Below are 17,717 nucleotides of genomic sequence, written 5' to 3'. Positions count from 1 at the left end.
CCGCGATGTAACGGCGTGACCCGAGTGGGGGTGTTACTCGGTCACCTCGTGGTCGTGCCCGTCGTGCAGGCCGCCGCCGCTGCCCGCGTCACCGTCCGTCGGGACGGTCGTGACGGGCTTGCGCAGCGAGCTGATGTCGTGCGCGTAGGTGCCGACGGCGTTGGCGATGATGCCGATGTTGACGGCGAACGCGTCCATGTTGATGTTGCTGAGGTCGTCGCCCGCGGCGTGGTAGTTCACGTCGTACGCGACGCCTGCCTCACCGCCGAACTTCTGGGCCTGCGCCTCGGTCTTGATGCCCTCGGCGCCGGTGAAGGTACCGCCGGACGGGATGCCGACCTCGATGAACGGCCCGTAGTCGGAGCGGCCGGTGAAGTCGGTGCCCTCGTGCGGGGTGCCCCGCTTGTCGAGGTACTCGTTGATGTCGCGTTCGAGCTGCGCAGAGCCCGCCGGGCCCTCGCCCGCGCCGACGCCGTCCGAGTTGTCGCCGTCGTAGACGAACAGCCCGTAGTTCGGCGACGCGATCATGTCGAAGTTGAGGTAGAGCTTGACCTCCTTCTTGCCGAGGTCGCTGAGGTTCGCGACGTAGTGCTCGGAGCCGAGCAGGCCGTTCTCCTCCGCGGACCACCAGGCGAAGCGCACCTTGTTGGTGGGCGACTTCTCCCGCTTGGCCAGTTCCTCGGCGACCTCGAGGAGGCCGGCGGAACCGGAGCCGTTGTCGTTGATGCCCGGGCCCGCGGCCACCGAGTCGAGGTGGGCGCCGAGCATCACCGTGTTGGCGGCGTTGCCGCGGCGGGTCTCCGCGATCACGTTGTTGGTGCTGCGCTCCTCCTGGAGCTCGCGGACCTCGAGGGAGACGTTGACCGGGCCCTGGGCGACGTCCGCGGCGAGCTGCTCGCCCGCCGCCCGGCTGATGCCGCCGGTGGGGATCTTCCCGGCCTCCGGGCCGCCCAGGGTGCCGGAGAGGGCGCCCTCGGTGTTGTTGTAGACGATCGCGCCGACCGCGCCGGCGTCGGCCGCGGCGGCCTGCTTGGCGGCAAAGGTGCAGCCACCGCGCTTGATCAGCGCGATCTTGCCGGTGAAGGTGTCCGACGCGTAGTCGTCCGCCTCGCAGCCGGTCGTGTCGTCCACCGGCACGGCGGCCACATCGGCCTTGATGCCGCCCACCGGGGTGGACTTGGTGTACGTCATGGCCGCGATGTCGATGTCGCGGGGCGCCGGCGAGACCACGGAGAGCTTCTCGGCCAGGGTCTCGGTGTAGACGAAGCTGAAGCGCTGGTACGAGACGTCGTATCCGAACTTCTTCATCTGCTGGTACACGTACGCGGCGGACGCGTCGTGGCCGAGGGACCCGGCGGCGCGGTGGCCGTCCGTGCTGTCGGCTATCTGCTGGAACTTCTCAAGGTGCTCGTATGCGTCGTCCGCGGACGACTTCTGGACCAGCTTCCGTGCCAGCTTCGACGCGTCTTTGGCGGCCCGGTCGCCCGGGTCCTGACGCGCGGCGGACGGGGAGGCGGATGCCAGCAGGAGCGGGGTCGCGAGTGCGGCTGCGGCCATGGTGGCCACGGCTCTGCGACGGGTTGCCTTCACAGAGGTCCTTCCCGAGATGTACGAGGGTTGAAGGGAAGTTAGCGATCTATGCGGCCGCTGTGAACACTTGCGCCGTAACTCATCGCACATTCCGTCTCATTGGCACACGGAAGCCCTCCATCCACATGAACACGTTCTTCATCAGGGCTTCTTGGGCGGCTTCGCGGCCCTGGTGGACTTCGCCGGGCCCGCCGCCTTCGTCGCCTTCACCGTCCGCGCGGTCTGGGCGGCCTTGGCCGCCTTCGCGGCGGCCTTCTTCTCCTGCTTGTACGCCCGGACCCTGGCCAGCGACTCCGGTCCGGTGATGTCGGCCGCCGACCGGTAGGAGTCCTCCTCGCCGTAGGCGCCGGCGGCCTCCCGCCAGCCGTCGGGCCGTACGCCGTACTGCTTGCCCAGCAGCGCCAGGAAGATCTGCGCCTTCTGCTCGCCGAAGCCCGGCAGCGCCTTCAGCCGCGCCAGCAGCTCCGCCCCGGTGCGCGCGTCCGACCAGACGCCGCTCGCGTCGCCGTCGTACTCGTCGACGAGGAACCGGCACAGCTCCTGCACCCGTTTGGCCATCGACGCCGGATAGCGGTGGACCGCCGGCTTCCTGGTCAGCAGTTCCGTGAAGGCGTCCGGGTCGTACGCGGCGATCTCGCCGGCGTCGAGGTCGTCGGCCGCCAGGCGCTGCGCCAGCGTGTAAGGGCCGGTGAACGCCCACTCCATGGGGATCTGCTGGTCCAGGAGCATCCCGATCAGGGCGGCAAGGGGGCTGCGGCCGAGCAGCTCGTCGGCCTCCGGTTGCTGGGCGAGGTGGATCGTGGCTCTCATGCCCCGATGATCACCCCGTGGCAGGTGCCACGCCAGCGAAGGGACCGAGGTGCCCAGGGGTGCGGCGGCCGGCCGCGGTCACGCACGCAGCCGGGCGGCCCTCGCCTGGAGGTAGCGCGCCTCGGGGATGCTCAGGGTGCGGGACGCCGCCGTGCGGTACGCCGCCTCGGCCGCATCGAGGTCGCCCGCCCGCTCCAGCAGATGCGCCCGTACGGCGTCGAGCCGGTGATGGCCGGACAGCTTGTCCTCCAGACGGGCCACTTCGGCGAGACCGGCGCGCGGGCCGTGCACCATGGCCGTCGCGACGGCCCGGCCGAGCTCGGCCATCGGTTCCGGCGTACGAGCCACGAGGAGGTCGTACAGCGCGAGGATCTGCGGCCAGTCGGTGTCGTCCGCGCGCGGGGCCTCGTCGTGCAACGCCGCGATGGCCGCCTGCAGTTGGTACGGGCCCGCCGGCCTCTGCGCCAGCGCCTCCTCCACCAGGGCCGTGCCCTCGGCGATCGCCGCGCGGTCCCAGCGCGTGCGGTCCTGCTCGTCGAGCGGGACCAGCTCGCCGTGCGGCCCCGTGCGGGCCGCGCTGCGGGCCTCGGTGAGCAGTATCAGCGCCAGCAGCCCGGTCACCGAGCCCTCCTGGGGCAGCAGCCGGCGTACGGCGCGGGCCAGCCGGATCGCCTCCGCCGCCAGGTCGGCGCGGTGCAGCTCGCGGCCGGAGGTCGCCGTATAGCCCTCGTTGAAGATCAGGTACAGCACCTGGAGCACGGAGGCCAGCCGGTCGTCGCGGTCCCGCGGGCCCGGTTGCCGGAACGGCACCCCTCTGATCCGCTGCTTCGCCCGGCTGATCCGCTGCGCCATCGTCGCTTCCGGCACCAGGTGCGCCCGCGCGATCTCGGCCGTGGTCAGACCGCCGACCGCCCGCAGCGTCAGCGCGATCCGGGCCGCCGGGCTCAGCTCGGGGTGGCAGCACAGGAAGAGCAGGGTGAGGGTGTCGTCCTCGGACGGCGCCCGTCCCTCACCGGGCGGCGGCGCGGTGAAGGCGTCGCGGGGGGCGAGCCGTCCCGCCGCCTCCTCACGACGGTGCCGCGCCTCCTCGCTCCGCAGCAGATCCGTCAGCCGGCGGGCGCCGACCCTGATCAGCCAGCCCCGCGGATTGTCCGGCACACCGCTCTCCGGCCACTGCTGCGCCGCCGCCAGCAGGGCCTCCTGGACCGCGTCCTCGGCCAGGTCGAAGTGTCCGTAGCGGCGCACCAGCGCGCCGAGTACCTGCGGCGCGTGGAGGCGCAGCAGGTACTCGGTCTCGGTCGGCGCTAGCAAACGTCGCCGCCGCCCTCCATGATCTGCCGGATGACCACCGGGTACTCCTGGGAGCCCTCGGGAACCGGGCACTGGGTGACTCGGGACGCGATCTCCGTCACCCGGTCCAGGCTCTCGCACTCCAGGACCCAGTAGCCGGCGAGCACCTCCTTGGTCTCGCCGTACGGACCGTCCGTGATCACCGGCCGGCCGTCCTTGCCGGAGAGGACGTGCCGGGCCTTCCCCGGCTCCGCCAGGCCCTGGGCGTCGACGAGCTCGCCGGACTCCGCGAGGTCGTCGTTGACGCCCTGCATGAACGAGAACATGGCCTGCATGTCCTTCTCGCTCCAGGCCGGGGCCTGCTCGGAGCCGTTGCCGCGCATCGCCTCGTAGTCCGCCTGCGTCCCCTGAACCATCACCAGGTACTTCATGATCTGCTCCTCTGGCCGGGTCGTCGCCCCCTGTGGGCAACTCTCACAGGGGACGTCGGAGACGGTGCGGCATTCTCGACACGGCGCGGCGGAAATTTTCTCCGCTTCCGCCGGGACGGCCGACGACGGCCCGGCAGCAGCGCGACGCCGGCCCCGGGATCCTGTCCCGCGGCCGGCGTCCCTCATACGGAGATCAGTTGGCGTCGACCAGGTGGTGGGCCGGCACCTTCACGGTGCGGGCGCCGGGCGTGCCGCCCAGCACGACCTTGCGGAGCGCGCTGTTGTTGGTGAGGTCGGTCTCCTTCAGGCGCTTCTCCGGGTTGGCCAGCACCTGGATGTAGTAGGTGCCGTTGGGCAGACCGGTGATGTCGAATGACTGCCCGGGCAGGTCCTGGGTGTACGTGTCGCCGGAGCCCACGTCCAGCACCTCGCGGACGGAGATCGAGTTCTCCTGGCCGCACGCGGTGGACAGATCGGTGTTGTCCGGGTGCCAGTTGGCGTTCTTCACCGTGTAGTCGACGGCGTCCGTGTTGGCCAGGCAGAAGGCCTCCTTGCCGCTGCGCACCGCCACCTTCCGGTCGGCCTTCAGGAGGCGGTAGCTGGCGAAGTCGGTGAAGTGCCAGTGCTCGTGTCCCGGGCGCGGGTCCCACTCCATGGTGCCGGTCGGCGCGTAGCCGACCTGCTTGCCCTTCGCGTCGTAGAAGTACTGATAGGCGTCCATCAGCTTCTTGCCGGGGGAGCGGAAGCCGTCCACCACGAGCTGCGCGGGGCCGGCGTTCCACACGTTGGCGCTGAAGGCCAGATAGTCCTTGCCGGGGACGTCGTCACCGCCGTCGCTGATCTGGATGCCGTAGGCGGGCAGCGAGCGGAGGTCGGGCTTCGGCACGTTCGGCACGGACGCCTTGCCCGTGGGCCGCTTCGCGTTGGGCGCCTGGGCCGGCGCCTGCCGGGAACCGTCGGTCTGCCCGGGCCCGTCCGCCGCCTGCGCGGCGGCCCGCAGGCCGGCCTTCTTCACCGCCCACGACACGGCGGGCGGGGCGGACGGGTGGGGGCCGTGGCCCACGTTGTACGCCGGGCCCGCACCGCTGGTGGGTGCGGCGGGCGCGGCGGGACGCATCGCGGCGTGACCGCTGTGACCGTTGGGCGCTGCGTGGCCGGTCGCGTGCCCGTCATGACCGCCGGCGACTGACGCCCGCGCGCTGCCCTCCTCCCAGCTGCGCTCGCGTACGGTCACCTTGATCGTCTGCGGCTTGTCCGCGATGCCGAGCAGGTCGCGGTAGCGCTTGGCCACGGACACCTTGGCGGTGTACTTGCCGGCCTTGAGCGCGACGGGGTCGGAGTAGTGGCCCGAGTACGTGTTGGCCGCCCAGCCGTTCTCGACACCCCACACCGAGCCGAGCGTGAAGGGGTTCACCGGACAGCTCTCCGGATACTTCGACTTGGCCGGGGCGTCGGGGCGTACCCGGCCGGAGGCGTTGTTCGGGCAGAACGACTCGTCCTTGGTCAGCACGGTCCTGCCGGCCGAGTCGGTGATCGTGACCCTCATGAAGCCGGGCAGCCCGGAGAAGTCCTTCACCAGCCCGGCCGGCAGGGTCTTCGTGCGGACGGTCTTGCCCTGGCGGATGATCCGGGTGGCGACGACCGGGTCCTTGTAGGACTTACGGGTCACCCTGAGTTCGAGCGGTCCGTTCTCCGCGGTGAGGTAGGTCCCGAGGTCCAGGTAGACGCCGGGCTCCTCCTTCCACGAGTCGAGAGTCACCGACGTGGAGGCGGCGATCAGACTGAGCTTCGGCTTGGTCTGCTTGGTCTGCGCCTTCTCGGCGTCGGGAGCGGCGGCGACGACGCCGGCGGTGACGGCGATCGCGGCTCCCGCGGCGAACGCGGAACGCCACAGGCGGGCATGGTGGGATCTGGTCATGAATCCTCGTTGTCCAAAGTGCCTGATGGGACGGTGGATCAACAGCCCGCGCCAACCGGCCGCCGTGGTCCGAACGAGGCGGCCCCCCGTAGCGAAACTGTCTCCCGCCTGTGAGAGGTATCGAACGGCGCCGTGGGTTGTCCGGCGCCTTCCGAGGGACGCAGGATTGTCCTGAAACAGCCCTTCTTCTCCGGATCCGGCCGTCCTGCCCCCGATCCCGCCCACCGGCACCCCCGCATGTGCTACACCCCACGAGCCGCTGGGCAGGATCCGCGTCGGCCTTCGTCGGGTCGGAGTCCGCCCTCAGGGGTCCTTGCAGAAAGGTGTTGTTGTGGCACGGCGGAGGTGTACGTGATCCGTGCTGTGTGGGGTGGCCATGACACGGCGGAAGCCGTGGGAGGTCAGTGACGAGTTGTGGGCGGTGATCGAGCCGCTGTTGCCAAAGCATGAGCGGCGCTTCCGGTATCCCGGGCGCAAGCGGGACGCTGCAGGGTGTGCTGTTCGTTCTGTACACCGGCATTCAGTGGGAGTACCTGCCGCGGGAGTTGGGCTTCGGCTCGGGACCTACCTGCTGGCGTCGGCTGGCCGAGTGGCAGGGGCCGGGGTGTGGGAGGAGCTTCAGCGGGTGCTGCTGGACCGGCTGCGGGCGGCGGGGCACTGCAGAGCGCGTCGGGAGGACGGACGCAGGGGCCCCTCCGATCCGTAGAAGGGCCTCCTCCATCCGCTGCTGTCCGGCCACGTTGATGTCAGTCGTGAATGTCATGGCGCCTGGCTGCCACCTGGCCATCGAGCGAACGGCGTAACTCTTGGAACCTGCGGCTGTGATGGAACTGTCGGAGTTCGAACAGTTCGTGTCCATGACGAACCCGTACGGTTCAACATTATATTGAGCGTGATTCCGCTGACGGGGAGTAGGTCGATGATCTGCCTATCTGGAGGGATTGACTGCATCAACGATGGATCGCCCGCCGCACGAATGAGTGACGGCCAGGCAGCTCACTATTGGTCATACATTCTTGATGCATACCGGTCGGTTCCGGCGACATCCCCCACATGAATCGCAACGAGGGTTGGGTATCTGCTTAATATGCCGCCGACAGGCGAGGCGATTCCGTTCGACGGGGAACGTCGGACGTCACCACCCCCACAGGAGTTGGCTCCTCGATGACACTGAATATTCCCGATGCGCCGCATCGGCGCACAATGACGGCTTGGATCGCGGGGGTACTCACCCTGCTGGTCGCCTTTGCCGTAGTCGCAGTGACGCCTACACAGGCGAATGCAGCAACACCTGTAAATCTGGGTACCGCCGACAGCTTCGCGGTACTGGCCGGCGCGGAGGTCACCAATACCGGGCCCTCAGTGGTCACTGGAGATGTCGGAGTGCATCCGGGGACGTCCATCTCTGGATTCCCGCCCGGTACGGTCATCGGGACTATGCACTCCGGGGACACTGTGGCTGAACAAGCCAAGACCGACCTGGTCGCGGCGTACAACGACGCCGCCGGACAGGCATCGAACGGCGCACTTCCCCCGGATGCCGGTGGCTTGACGCTGGTTCCGGGCGTCTACACCGCCTCTTCCAGTCTCGGGCTCACCGGCACCCTCACTCTGGATGCCCAGGGCGACCCGAACGCGGTGTGGGTGTTCCAGGTCGGTTCGACGTTGACGACTGCGAGCAACAGCAGTGTGTCCCTCATCAACGGCGCATCGCCGTGCAATGTGTTCTGGCAGATCGGCAGCTCGGCCACCCTCGGCACCGGCACCACTTTCGTGGGCACGATCATGGCCAAGGCAGCGATCACCGTAACTACGGAAGCGACCATCGACGGCCGCGCGCTGGCCGAGGTTGAGGCTGTGACGCTGGACACCAACCGGATCACCAGGCCGGAGTGTGCGGGCACCACCACCACAACAACCACCGGTGATGCTGCGACCACCACGACGACGGGTGATGCTGCAACCGGTGATGCAGCAACGGGTGACGCTGCGACCGGTGACGCTGCGACCGGTGATGCAGCGACGGGTGATGCTGCGACGGGTGATGCGGCAACGGGTGATGCGGCAACGGGTGATGCGGCGACCGGTGATGCGGCAACGGGTGATGCGGCGACCGGTGATGCTGCAACGGGTGATGCAGCAACGGGTGATGCGGCGACCGGTGATGCGGCAACGGGTGATGCAGCGACCGGTGATGCAGCAACGGGTGATGCAGCGACCGGTGACCACGGCGGTTACCACCACGGCGGCTATGACCACGGCGGCTACTACCACGGCGGCTATGACCACGGCGGCTATGACCACGGCGGTTACCACCACGGCGGTTACCACCACGGCGGTTACCACCACGGCGGCTACCACGACAGCGATAAGGCGAGAAGCCCGGCGCAGGGTGCACAAATGCACGTTCAACGCTGAGCGAGTTATTCCCCCGCTGATCGGCGCGACCATTGGTTCGCGCGTGAGTCCTCTCTCGGCGGAGTGCGCGCACGGGTAGTCGACCTGCACGTGAGCGGGACGGACGGCGCGCGTCGGATCGTTGTCAATTCCGTCGCGCGCCGCCCGCGGGAGCAGGAGAAGCAGGAGAAGCAGGAGAAGCAGGTGCGAGCAGTCGGGATGGGAAGGGCCGGGTGGGGCCGTGCTGGGCGGCGTTGAGTCGACGAATGCGAAGGAATCGCGGCGGATCGACGCTGAACCGACAGCACAGGACGGTGGCGGGGAACCGCGTATGACTCGTGATACTTCAGGGCCACCCCGCCTGCTGACCGCGGGAACGGGAGCCGCGGTGGCCCTCTGCCTTGCAGTGGCTCTGGCCCATGTGCTCCTGGTGTTTCTGCACGTGGCGCCTCCGAATGCCGTCTCGAAGGCGTACAGCCGGCAGATCGACGCCTGGGTCCGGCCCGTGTTCGAGCAGAACTGGCGGCTCTTCGCCCCGAATCCGCAGTCGGTCAACCGGCAGATTTCTGCGAGGACCAAACGGACGGCGCCGGACGGCACCACACGGGTGAGCGACTGGATCGATCTGACCGCCAGGGACAATTCCGCCGTCAAGCACAACGTCTTCCCGAGCCACACGGCACAGAACATGCTGCGCCAGGCTTGGAATTCCTACCTCAAGACGCACGGCGGCGACAACCAACCGCGCTCCCACCGTGCTGTGATGATCGAGAAGTATCTGCGCAACATCGCAGCGGACCGTGTCGCCGACCAACGTGGCGGCACCTTCGACTCCATCCAACTGCGGGTCATCACGCAGCCCATCCCCGCGCCCCGCGCAGCGGGCGGTTTCCGGCCGGCCGCTGCGGCATCGGCGAGTGCTGAAACCCGGTATCTGCCTTGGTGGAAGGTGTCCTCGCATGGAACGGACTGAGCGGGCACCGGTCGCAGCGCCCCCACGCGCCACCGAGCCGGCGGCCGTGCGGATGTCGCAGCGCGTACTCGCCCGGGTCCATGCGCTCCTCGTCCTCCTGACCGAGCGGCCCGTCTCCTTGTACGCGGCGGCGATGCTGCGCATCGGGTACGGGCTGCTCTATCTCGTTTTTCTGCTCCGCGAGTTTCCACACCGCGACGAGATCTGGGGCCCCGGTTCGCCATGGACGCCCGCGCTTGCCAGGCAGATGTTCGACCAGAGCGGGTGGGTCAGTGTCCTCACCCTGTCCGACAGCCGGGTGTATTTCGAGGTCTGCTACGCCGTGGCTCTCGTCACGTGTGCGCTGTTCTTGTTGGGCTGGCGCACCCGGGCGATGGCCGTGCTGTTCGCGGTCGTGGTGGTGTCGTTCCACGCCAGGGCGATCTTCATGGCGGACGGCGGGGACAATCTCATGGTCCTCATGGCCGTCTACCTCGTCTTCACCGCGTGCGGCCGGCGCTGGTCCCTCGACGCGCGAAGGACCCGGCTCCAGGCGTCGGCGGGCAAGACGGCAGGTCGGCTCGGCGGCGGTCTCCGGCACCAGCTCGGTGACGCCCGCAGCATCTTGATCACTGTGCTGCACAACTGCGGCATGTTCGTCATCGCCGCCCAGGTCTGCTTCCTCTACGGATGCGCGGGCCTGTACAAGGTGCAGGGCGTCAAGTGGGGCGATGGCACCGCCCTCCACTACGTCCTGAACATCGACCTGTTCCGGCCCTGGCCTGCGTTGTCCCAGATGATCGACGGCCATCACGTGCTGATTGCAGTCGTCGGCTATCTGACGGTGCTGGTGCAGGTCGCCTTTCCGTTTGTCCTGTTCGGCAGACTCAAATACCCCGTCCTGGTCCTGCTGCTGGGCATGCACGTGAATATTGCGGTGGTCATGGGACTGCCGATCTTCTCTGGCGCGATGATCGTCGCGGACGCCGTGTTTCTGCCGGACCGCTTCTATCGGTCCCTGGGGCGACTGCGGTGGTGCACCCCCCGGCCCGCAGGTGCAGCGGGAGCGGAAGCCTCACCCGGGCCGGAATCCGCCCTCGTACCACCGCAGCCGGACCGCCTGGCTGAGACCGATGCAACGTTCCACCGCCCAGCGGTCGGAATTCCGCCCCGGGGAGTTGGGTGACGACCCGTTGAGAACGATACGCAGCGGCTGACGCAATCGCTCCCCGGTACCGCCTGCTCGTCGTCTTTGCCGCGTTCACCACCCTGCGGTTCGGTGAGCCGGCGCCCCGGGTGCGTGGTCCTGGCCCAGCAGACGCAAGCGGAGATGCAGGGTGGCAAACTCGACAAGGCATCGAAGTCTGCGGCTGGCGTCCGGCCCGTCGCCTTCCCGGACGAGATCCTCAGCGACGTGTCGAGCACCGCTCGGACGGACCAGAGGGCGGCTGAGGTGCTGGAGGCTTCCGTTTCGCAGGTTCGTACCGGCCGGGTCGCCGCCACGCAGGCACGGCGCCGAGACTGCCAGAGTCTCCTCGTCCAGGGGTGGGAAGGCATCCCGCCCCAGCAAAGGGCAGCCCCGGCTTGTTGCAGGCTACGGAAAACCGGGCTCGCGCCCTCTTGGTGAGTCCCTAGGGTGGGAGCGAATCACCGACAACAAATCGTGAGATGCGGGCATGTTTCTCGTCGGCCGCATCGTGCCGGTCCATCCGGACATCGACGCGTGGCTGGTCAGCGGCACCTTCACTGCCTACCCCGCGGAGTCCGCGCCGGAGCTTGCTCAGGCTGCGCTCCAGGCGCTGACCGCGTCCCCGGGGTTGATGCGCCGTAACGCTGACAAGCTGAGGCGCTCCTGGGAGATGCAGGCGGAGGCCCGTGCGGACTTCGTCGACTTCTTCGGCTCCGACCTTGTGGTGCTGCCGCCCGTAGAGGCGCAGGAGAGCCTGCGCGAATACCATCGCCGACGGTTGGAGAAGGTCCCTCCGGCAGGCGGTGCGGGAGCGTCGGTCGCGGGAATTCCCGGGGCCTCGTCGCCTGGTCCCGAGGAGCTGAGCCAGTTCCCCGAAGAACTGCTCATGGCGGACAGCGTCGCGGTGCTGTACGACGAGGTCGAGGGGCTGGGCTACTACGAGGATTTCGGGCGCCTGGACGAGCTGTTCGCCAACCCGTCCCTGGTCCCGCGACCGCGAGCGGCTCGCCCTGCTGCGTGGATACCTCGGGGACGACACGGTGTCCCCGGCGGTCATCCGTCGGCTCGTGGAACGGCACCCGGAAGGCGTGGATCAGATCTTCCGTGCGCTGCTGCGCAAGCCCGGTTTCCGCTGGGAACGGGACGGCGATGCGCTTCTCCGCACCCGGAAGAAGGGCTTCTTTCACGCCGATCCGATGCCGACGGTCACGGTCGTGGGCGACCGTATCCTCGAACTTCTCCGCTCCGGGGAGTGAACGCCGTGGGCGCGGAAGACTGGAGCAAGGCACGGCTGGACGCACTGGTGGAAGAGGCCACTGTGGACGCGTACGACGAGTACGAACAGACCTCAGCTTCCATGCGATGCTCGAGGAGCATCTGGCGATTCCGTTCGTCACGCTGGTCCTCGGCGTGGAGGTCACCGTCGAGGGGTTCGGCCTGTTTCCGGGAAGCGGGATCGTGGCCGTATACGCCCGGGACTCGTACCGACAGGCCATCGGCATCCTCGATCCTCAGGCGGCTGCAGAGGATACGAGATTCGAACTCGTGAGGGGTTGCCCCCGACGCTTTCCAACGGTTCGTCTGGGGTCGGACGGGTTCGCGGTCGTTCTGACCTGCGGCGCAGTGGTAGTGGATCGTTCAGATGAACACTCCCGGACGACCACGAATGCACCCCAAACTGCAACCCCGGCACCTTCGCGCTGCCTCAAGGCGTCTGGGGCTAGCTGCCGGAGGCCGCGCCTTCGGCATGCTCCACCAGCACATCGGCGACATCCGCCGCCAGCAGGAAGGGCAGGTGCCGGTTCACCTGGTCCTCATGGTCGCGGTAGCGGGCGAACGGCAGCAGGGACGCCAGCAGGGCCCACTGGTACTCGGCCTCGCCGAACGGCCAGTTCTTCTGCTCGCAGCCCTTGAGGATGGTGCGCAGCTTTGCGACGCACAGCAGCACCCGCCGCACGTCCGGGTCCACGTCCCCCGGGATGTCCGGCTCCCACATGGCCGTGCCGCGCAGCGAGCCGACGAACCAGGAGCGCACCTGGAGGAGTTGCTCATGGCTCCAGGAGAACGTCCGTGACCACAGAGCGGATTCGAGGCGGGCGAAGTCCTTGCAGATGTGCCCCTGGTGAGTGGTCTCGAAATCGATGACGTAGAGATCGGGACGTCGGCCGTCCGGTCCGCTGGCCAGGACGTTCTCGGCGTGCAGGTCGCCGTGGCAGACACAGGTCAGGTAGGAGGCAGTCGTGACGCCGTACTGCCGGTCGTACAGGAGTCGTTCGAAGAGGGCGTCCGTCTCGGCGTCCCGCTCGCCGATCTCCGCCATGTGGGCGACGAGCCACAGCGGGTTCGTGACGGACTTGTAGCCGGGGTCGGCGGCGAATGGGCTGGAGCCGAGCGCGGAGTTCTCCAGCAGATGCCCTAGCCTGCGGTGCCGCCAGGGCAGTCCGCCGTCGATGCCGAAGATGTCGGCGACCTCGGGCAGCCGGAAGTGTTCCAACTCGGACTCCGCGTTCTTGCCGGGCGCGTAGCTGGTCAGCTCGAAAGCGACCGGACGTAGGGCCGGATACTCCCCCCGCAGGTCGCCGATGGTCCGCTGGGCCTGGCTCAGCCACGGGCCGAGCGCGTCCATGAAGACTTCCTCGATGACCGGCTGGAGTTCGTCCGGGTTCGCGGTGCGCACCCAGTCCCGCAGTGTCTTCGGTTCGTCGCGGTGCCGGAAGACGTAGGAGGTGAAGATGCCCTGGTAGAGATCGCCGTTGCTGCTGTTGGCGATGGTGGTGCTGCCCACGACACACTTGCTCGCCCGGTACACCGGCCGCAGATACGCCTCCGCGAACCGGTCGAAGTTCTCCTTCTCCCTGCGCACCTTGGCCACTTCGTCGATCTTCAGCACACCGACCGGGCCGAAGCTGTCGAGGGCGAGGAAGGTCGGCACGGGCCGTCCGGCGAACAGCGCGCCCTGGACCATGGTGCCCTGCGGTCCCGGGGCCAGCTCGGCGGCGATGCCCTGGAGCAGTCGGTTCGAGACCTGTACGGACGCGTCCTGGTCGCCCATGGACAGCAGGTCGGCGGTTGCGGCGGCACCGGACTCCCAGGGGTTCCTGGCGACCCGCACCATCCGGATGGTGGCCAGCATGTCCCGGCCCGCCTTGCGCCAGAAGGCGAGCGCCTCCTGCCGCTCCTCCGGGGTCCCGGTGTCGCCGTAGTAGCCCGTGGAGGAGTACAGCAGGTCGAGCAGGCGATCCAGCCGGTCGGCCTTCCAGCCGGACAGCTTGAGCAGGGTGAGTGCGACGCTGCTGCGGTGCCGGTTCTCCTCGGTCCAGCGGTTGAGGACACGGGCCGCCCAGAACTCGGCGTAGATGTGCCGGTCGGCGAATCTGGGGTCCTGGATCAGCTCGTTGAAGCGCAGTTCCTTGGGGGCGGTCGGGTCGGGGCCGCCCACGAGGAGATGGATGCCGATGGCGTGCCGCAGCCAGCCGTAGACGTACGGCACGCGGTTCAGCTCGGGGTCGCGCAGCTCGCCGAGTGCCAGCAGCACCGCCGTCTCGGTGACGTCCAGCAGCTGTTCGCGCTTGGCCTCGTGGTACCGGTAGGAGATCTGGATGAGCTGGAGATAGCCGAGGATGTCGGCGAGGGTCTGGTAGCCGCTGGAGTGCCAGTGGCCTTCCACGGCGTAGTTCCAGAGCGCGCTGGCCAGCCAGTGCCGACGCAGCGCCCGGACATCGACCACCGTGTCGCCCTTGGCGTACGACAGCATCTCCGAACGGCAGGTGCTGCGTGCGTCCTTGGCCCGCTGGTGCAGTGCCTGGGCGTCGTCGCCGGGCACGGAGACGAAGGCGAGGAGGCCGGGCAGCTCCTGCAGGTCCTCGTCGAGGACCGGGAGGAGCGACTCGGAGGGGACGGCGGCGTGCCTGCCGAACAGTTCGGTGATGCGCGCTCCCAGCCCCGCCACCAGCTGCCGGACCGTGTCCTCGTCGGGCTCGCCGTACCGCCAGTCGCCGAGGAGCGTGTCCCAGTCCCGGGTCGGGCTCATCTGCGCGGGTAGCCGGGAGGCCGCGATGCCGACGGTGGCCGTCTCGGCCCCGGCGGCCACCGAGACCGCGACGCCGGCCCCGGCGTCCGTCGCCGCGGTGGCAGCACGACCCTCGGGTGCCGGGGCCGGGGCGACCGTTGCCGTGGCAGCGGAGACCGCCACGGCGGGGCCGCCTCCGGGGCCCGCGGCCGGGGACTGCTGCGGCAGCCGGCCGGCGGAGGCCGGACCGGAACCCGCCCCGGGGCCCGGCGCGGGTCCTGTACCCACCGCCGGGGCGGGCACCGGACCGAGCTGTTCCAGTCGCTCCCGGCAGTGCTCGATCGTCGGCGTGTACCTGCCGTCGTCGTTCCGCTCGGACTCCAGGAGGAGGACGGCGAGTTCCAGTAACTCGCGCGCCCGTGCGACATCCGTTTGCATGTAGTACTCGGCCACGGTCGACGCGCCGTTCGCGACGCGATACCCGGGAACGTGCGGGTATCCGCTCGCTAGTTGCTCTCGCGTCCTGAGCAGACCCTCGCGCGCCTTGCGCAGGCGGAACTCCCGTGACGGCACCGCCTGGAGCGCGTCGTCCAGCGCCCTCTCCAGTATGTCCGCCGAGTGCTGGAGAATTTCCGTGGTCACACCGCCGGTCACTGGTCCCCCTCAAGTGCCTGGCACGCACAGCTTGTTGACGCCACACGCGAGCTGGTCGCCATATCCCAGCAGAGCCGCGAAGCCGCCGCCATCGGTTTGGACAAAGAGCCTCGGAGGGTCAGCTCGCGGGGTGGAGATCCTCGCGGTAGCGCCGGTCGCCGACCAGAAAGGCGGACTGCGGCAGCACCACATGGGCTCCGGCCCGGCCGAGCGCTATCTCCCTGCGGGTGGCGCAGATGACCCCCGCTTCCGTTTGCTCGTTCGCGAGGGCGATCAGTGCAGAACGCAGTTCCTCGGCCTCGGGCCGGTCGGTCAGGAGGTCGTACACCTCCAAGAACCGAAGCTGTCGGTACGCCTCTCCCGCCACCTTCATGGGGCCGTCGATGACCCGCCTGACGGGCTGGAACGCCACGGCCCTGGCGAGGTCCGCCAGCTCCTCGTGCCCGACCTCGCCCAGTTCCTCGACGAGTTCCCGCCGCAGGCACTCGGTTGCCGGCTCCCGGCCGTCCCCGCAGTGCAGCCAGCGCGCGAACGCGAGGACCCGGCTGCCGGCAACGAAGCCTCGCAGATCGAGCCGCATCACGGCGCGTCCGCGCTGTTCGGGTTCGAAGCCCAGCCGCTCCAGGGCGGAACGGGCCGTTTCACGGTATTTCACCACTCCGCCCGGCGGGCCGAAGGCGCCGGGGCGGGCAGGCGTGGTGAACAGTACGAACCGGTCCTCCTCCTGTACCCGCAACAGCACGGCCACCGACACCCGTGTCCGGCGCCTCGGTGTGAGAAGGACCATCAGCAGTTTCAGGTGCCGCCGGTTCTGCCAGAGGGTACGGCCCGCATAGGTGAGCAGGGCAAGAATGAGCCCGCCGACGATCTTCTCGACCACTGGGCCCCCTCCGCCTGGTGTTTGCGTGCCAATGTACCGACGCCCTGCACCGCTCAGTGAGTGAACGCCCCGACTGCGACTGGTCCGTGTCCTCTCCCCGCTGGGACGGTCAGATACGCATACTCCACCTCGCCTCCAAGATTCTGGAGGTTCCCTGTGTTCCCAGACCGGCTTGAGGGCCTGCGGTGGCCAGGAGGTTGACAACGATGGTTCCCCTGCTTTTGGCCGACCGTATTACCTGCCGTACCCGGGAGTCGTCCTTATCGACGACGTGGACGCGCACCGACACGTCTCCTGGCAGCAGCGCATCGGCGAGTGGTCCAAGGCTCACTTTCCTGCGGTCCAGTTCATCGTCACCACTCACAGCCCGTGCGTCTGCCACGCTGCGGAGCCCGGCGGCCTCGTCCGGCTGCCCGGCCCGGAACAGCCGGTTCCGCCAGAGGTTGTGGGTCGAGTTCCAGGCCGCTGAGGGTGCGTACGGTGCGGTTGCCCGAGGCGGCGAGGTATTCGACGGTGACGGCTTGGCCTTGATCGACGGCGTGGGCCAGCCGGCGTACGTCGGTGAGGGTCAGCCGACTCGCGCACCCGGCGATGATTTCCTCGGTGTCGCTGTCGAAGGGGATCCCTTGGTGCGGGTCGGGTTCCGGGGTGGTGAGCGGGGCTGACTGAAGCTCGCTCGCCAGGGAGCTCAGGTCAGCCGTTGCCGGAGCCTCGGCCGGGTGGGCGACCTTGCTCCGGCGGCGGGCTGTGCCACCAGGCATGCGCGGGGACGGGACAGGGACTGCGGCACGGCTGCGGAGGCTCTGCTCGATGCGTACGGTCCCGTCGGCGGTCTCGGCGACAGGGGCCTAACCCGCCGACCGCAGTGCGGCGAGGGTTTCGTCGAGTGGGGTGCGGCTCACCAGCATGGTCGGAACAAGTTGTCGGAGGCCGAGCTCGCCTAGCTTCCGGTGAGCGGTCAACTCAGCGAGGGCAGCGGGCTCTTGACCGTAAATCACGCAAGCTGCCGCGGCGACGCGCACCCGCCCGTGGCTGCGCGCCATGTCGTGGATCAGATACGACAGCGGTGCCTGGAGGAAGTAGAGGTCGAGCCGTACACCGTCGAGGAGATCCATCGCCTTCTCGCCGAAGCGGGCAAGCATCGCAACACCGCGCGCTGGGTCATCGCGCTCGCCCTCGGCCTGCGGCAGGGCGAGGTTCTCGGCATGCAATGGGATGACGTCGACTTCGAGCTCGGAGTCATCCGCGTACGGCGCGGCCGGCTGCGGCCCCGCTACCAGCACGGCTGCCTTCGTCTGACTCTCCTTGGTGATCAAGGTCAGGAGGGAAGGTGATCCTCGTGGAGGACTGGGCAGAGATCCGGCGACGCAGGCCAGCATCCTTCGGGGAAGCCTCGCGGAGTGGTACGCGACCTTCGCCATCGGAGCTTCGTTCTGGTTCGTCTTCCTGAGCCGGACGAAGAGGACCTCAGCCTTCAGGCCACCCACGACACTCTTTTCTTGGGGTCTGATGCAGGTTCGGGTGACAGGTTCGGTCACGCGGCCTGGAGGGCCGGTGTGGTCATGAGGGTCTCGAATTCGATGGGGGTCAGCCGGCC

The 17,717-nt window shown here is 68.7% G+C and carries 13 protein-coding genes and 2 pseudogenes; 6 read left to right on the top strand and 9 right to left on the bottom strand.

All coding sequences use genetic code 11. The annotated features are described in order from the left end of the window. Positions 1-33: 33 nt before the first annotated feature. The 5 genes from ACWD01_RS04265 to ACWD01_RS04245 all read right to left on the bottom strand — a co-directional run bounded on the left by ACWD01_RS04265 (position 34) and on the right by ACWD01_RS04245 (position 6,039). Positions 34-1,566 carry a M28 family metallopeptidase gene (locus ACWD01_RS04265; RefSeq protein ID WP_451158358.1) on the bottom strand — a complete coding sequence of 511 codons (1,533 nt, stop codon included), beginning with the start codon at positions 1,564-1,566 and terminating at the stop codon, positions 34-36. 165 nt (positions 1,567-1,731) lie between these two features. Beyond that, entirely contained in the window at positions 1,732-2,400 is a 669-nt protein-coding gene (locus ACWD01_RS04260) for an HhH-GPD-type base excision DNA repair protein (RefSeq protein WP_451157919.1), read from the bottom strand. Positions 2,401-2,478: 78 nt separating this feature from the next. Next, positions 2,479-3,711, bottom strand: a complete 1,233-nt coding sequence (locus tag ACWD01_RS04255) for an RNA polymerase sigma factor (RefSeq protein WP_451157917.1) — start codon at positions 3,709-3,711, stop codon at positions 2,479-2,481. Beyond that, on the bottom strand, positions 3,705-4,121 hold the full coding sequence (locus ACWD01_RS04250) for a YciI family protein (RefSeq protein WP_451157915.1): 417 nt from the start codon (positions 4,119-4,121) through the stop codon (positions 3,705-3,707). The genes ACWD01_RS04255 and ACWD01_RS04250 overlap by 7 nt, the downstream gene beginning before the upstream one ends. Positions 4,122-4,314: 193 nt before the next feature. Beyond that, positions 4,315-6,039 (bottom strand): lysyl oxidase family protein, encoded by a 1,725-nt coding sequence (locus ACWD01_RS04245; RefSeq protein ID WP_451157913.1) that lies wholly within the window; start codon positions 6,037-6,039, stop codon positions 4,315-4,317. 376 nt (positions 6,040-6,415) lie between these two features. On the opposite strand from ACWD01_RS04245, the pseudogene ACWD01_RS04240 reads away from it, so the two are divergent. From ACWD01_RS04240 to ACWD01_RS04220, 5 genes and pseudogenes are all read left to right on the top strand, one after another. Next, positions 6,416-6,694 (top strand): annotated as a pseudogene (locus ACWD01_RS04240) (transposase); the annotation flags it as partial. Positions 6,695-7,203: 509 nt separating this feature from the next. Then, positions 7,204-8,457, top strand: a complete 1,254-nt coding sequence (locus tag ACWD01_RS04235) for an ice-binding family protein (RefSeq protein ID WP_451157911.1) — start codon at positions 7,204-7,206, stop codon at positions 8,455-8,457. A gap of 367 nt (positions 8,458-8,824) precedes the next feature. Beyond that, positions 8,825-9,409: a DUF5819 family protein gene (locus ACWD01_RS04230; protein ID WP_451157909.1), complete on the top strand. Its 585-nt coding sequence runs from the start codon at positions 8,825-8,827 to the stop codon at positions 9,407-9,409. A gap of 52 nt (positions 9,410-9,461) precedes the next feature. Continuing rightward, entirely contained in the window at positions 9,462-10,574 is a 1,113-nt protein-coding gene (locus ACWD01_RS04225) for an HTTM domain-containing protein (protein WP_451158356.1), read from the top strand. Between the two features lie 1,091 nt (positions 10,575-11,665). Further along, positions 11,666-11,833, top strand: coding sequence for a hypothetical protein (locus tag ACWD01_RS04220; protein ID WP_451157907.1), 168 nt, complete (start codon positions 11,666-11,668; stop codon positions 11,831-11,833). Between the two features lie 464 nt (positions 11,834-12,297). Here ACWD01_RS04220 and ACWD01_RS04215 read toward each other — a convergent pair whose 3' ends face one another. From ACWD01_RS04215 to ACWD01_RS04200, 4 genes are all read right to left on the bottom strand, one after another. Continuing rightward, the gene (locus ACWD01_RS04215) at positions 12,298-15,228 is read right to left on the bottom strand and encodes a phosphotransferase (protein WP_451157905.1); all 2,931 of its coding nucleotides are present in this window, start codon (positions 15,226-15,228) and stop codon (positions 12,298-12,300) included. Positions 15,229-15,358: 130 nt separating this feature from the next. Further along, positions 15,359-16,120, bottom strand: coding sequence for an SMODS-associated NUDIX domain-containing protein (locus tag ACWD01_RS04210; RefSeq protein ID WP_451157903.1), 762 nt, complete (start codon positions 16,118-16,120; stop codon positions 15,359-15,361). A gap of 353 nt (positions 16,121-16,473) precedes the next feature. Continuing rightward, on the bottom strand, positions 16,474-16,881 hold the full coding sequence (locus ACWD01_RS04205; RefSeq protein WP_451157901.1) for a hypothetical protein: 408 nt from the start codon (positions 16,879-16,881) through the stop codon (positions 16,474-16,476). An 87-nt stretch (positions 16,882-16,968) separates the two neighbouring features. Further along, a complete protein-coding gene (locus ACWD01_RS04200; RefSeq protein WP_451157899.1) occupies positions 16,969-17,163 on the bottom strand; it encodes a hypothetical protein in 195 nt (64 codons plus the stop codon). Positions 17,164-17,190: 27 nt separating this feature from the next. Between ACWD01_RS04200 and ACWD01_RS04195 the strand changes: the two are divergent. Next, positions 17,191-17,409: pseudogene (locus ACWD01_RS04195) on the top strand (tyrosine-type recombinase/integrase); the annotation flags it as partial. Positions 17,410-17,717: the final 308 nt, after the last annotated feature.

This window comes from Streptomyces sp. NPDC002835, assembly GCF_053591995.1.
This window is presented reverse-complemented; position numbering and strand designations above follow the sequence as displayed.

Excerpts from the sequence above, each read along its gene's own strand:
- ACWD01_RS04260 (WP_451157919.1), bottom strand. The coding sequence starts at position 2,400 with ATGAGAGCCACGATCCACCTCGCCCAGCAACCGGAGGCCGACGAGCTG.
- ACWD01_RS04250 (WP_451157915.1), bottom strand. The coding sequence starts at position 4,121 with ATGAAGTACCTGGTGATGGTTCAGGGGACGCAGGCGGACTACGAGGCG.
- ACWD01_RS04200 (WP_451157899.1), bottom strand. The coding sequence starts at position 17,163 with ATGGCGCGCAGCCACGGGCGGGTGCGCGTCGCCGCGGCAGCTTGCGTG.
- ACWD01_RS04235 (WP_451157911.1), top strand. The coding sequence starts at position 7,204 with ATGACACTGAATATTCCCGATGCGCCGCATCGGCGCACAATGACGGCT.
- ACWD01_RS04245 (WP_451157913.1), bottom strand. The coding sequence starts at position 6,039 with ATGACCAGATCCCACCATGCCCGCCTGTGGCGTTCCGCGTTCGCCGCG.
- ACWD01_RS04205 (WP_451157901.1), bottom strand. The coding sequence starts at position 16,881 with ATGCCTGGTGGCACAGCCCGCCGCCGGAGCAAGGTCGCCCACCCGGCC.
- ACWD01_RS04225 (WP_451158356.1), top strand. The coding sequence starts at position 9,462 with ATGTCGCAGCGCGTACTCGCCCGGGTCCATGCGCTCCTCGTCCTCCTG.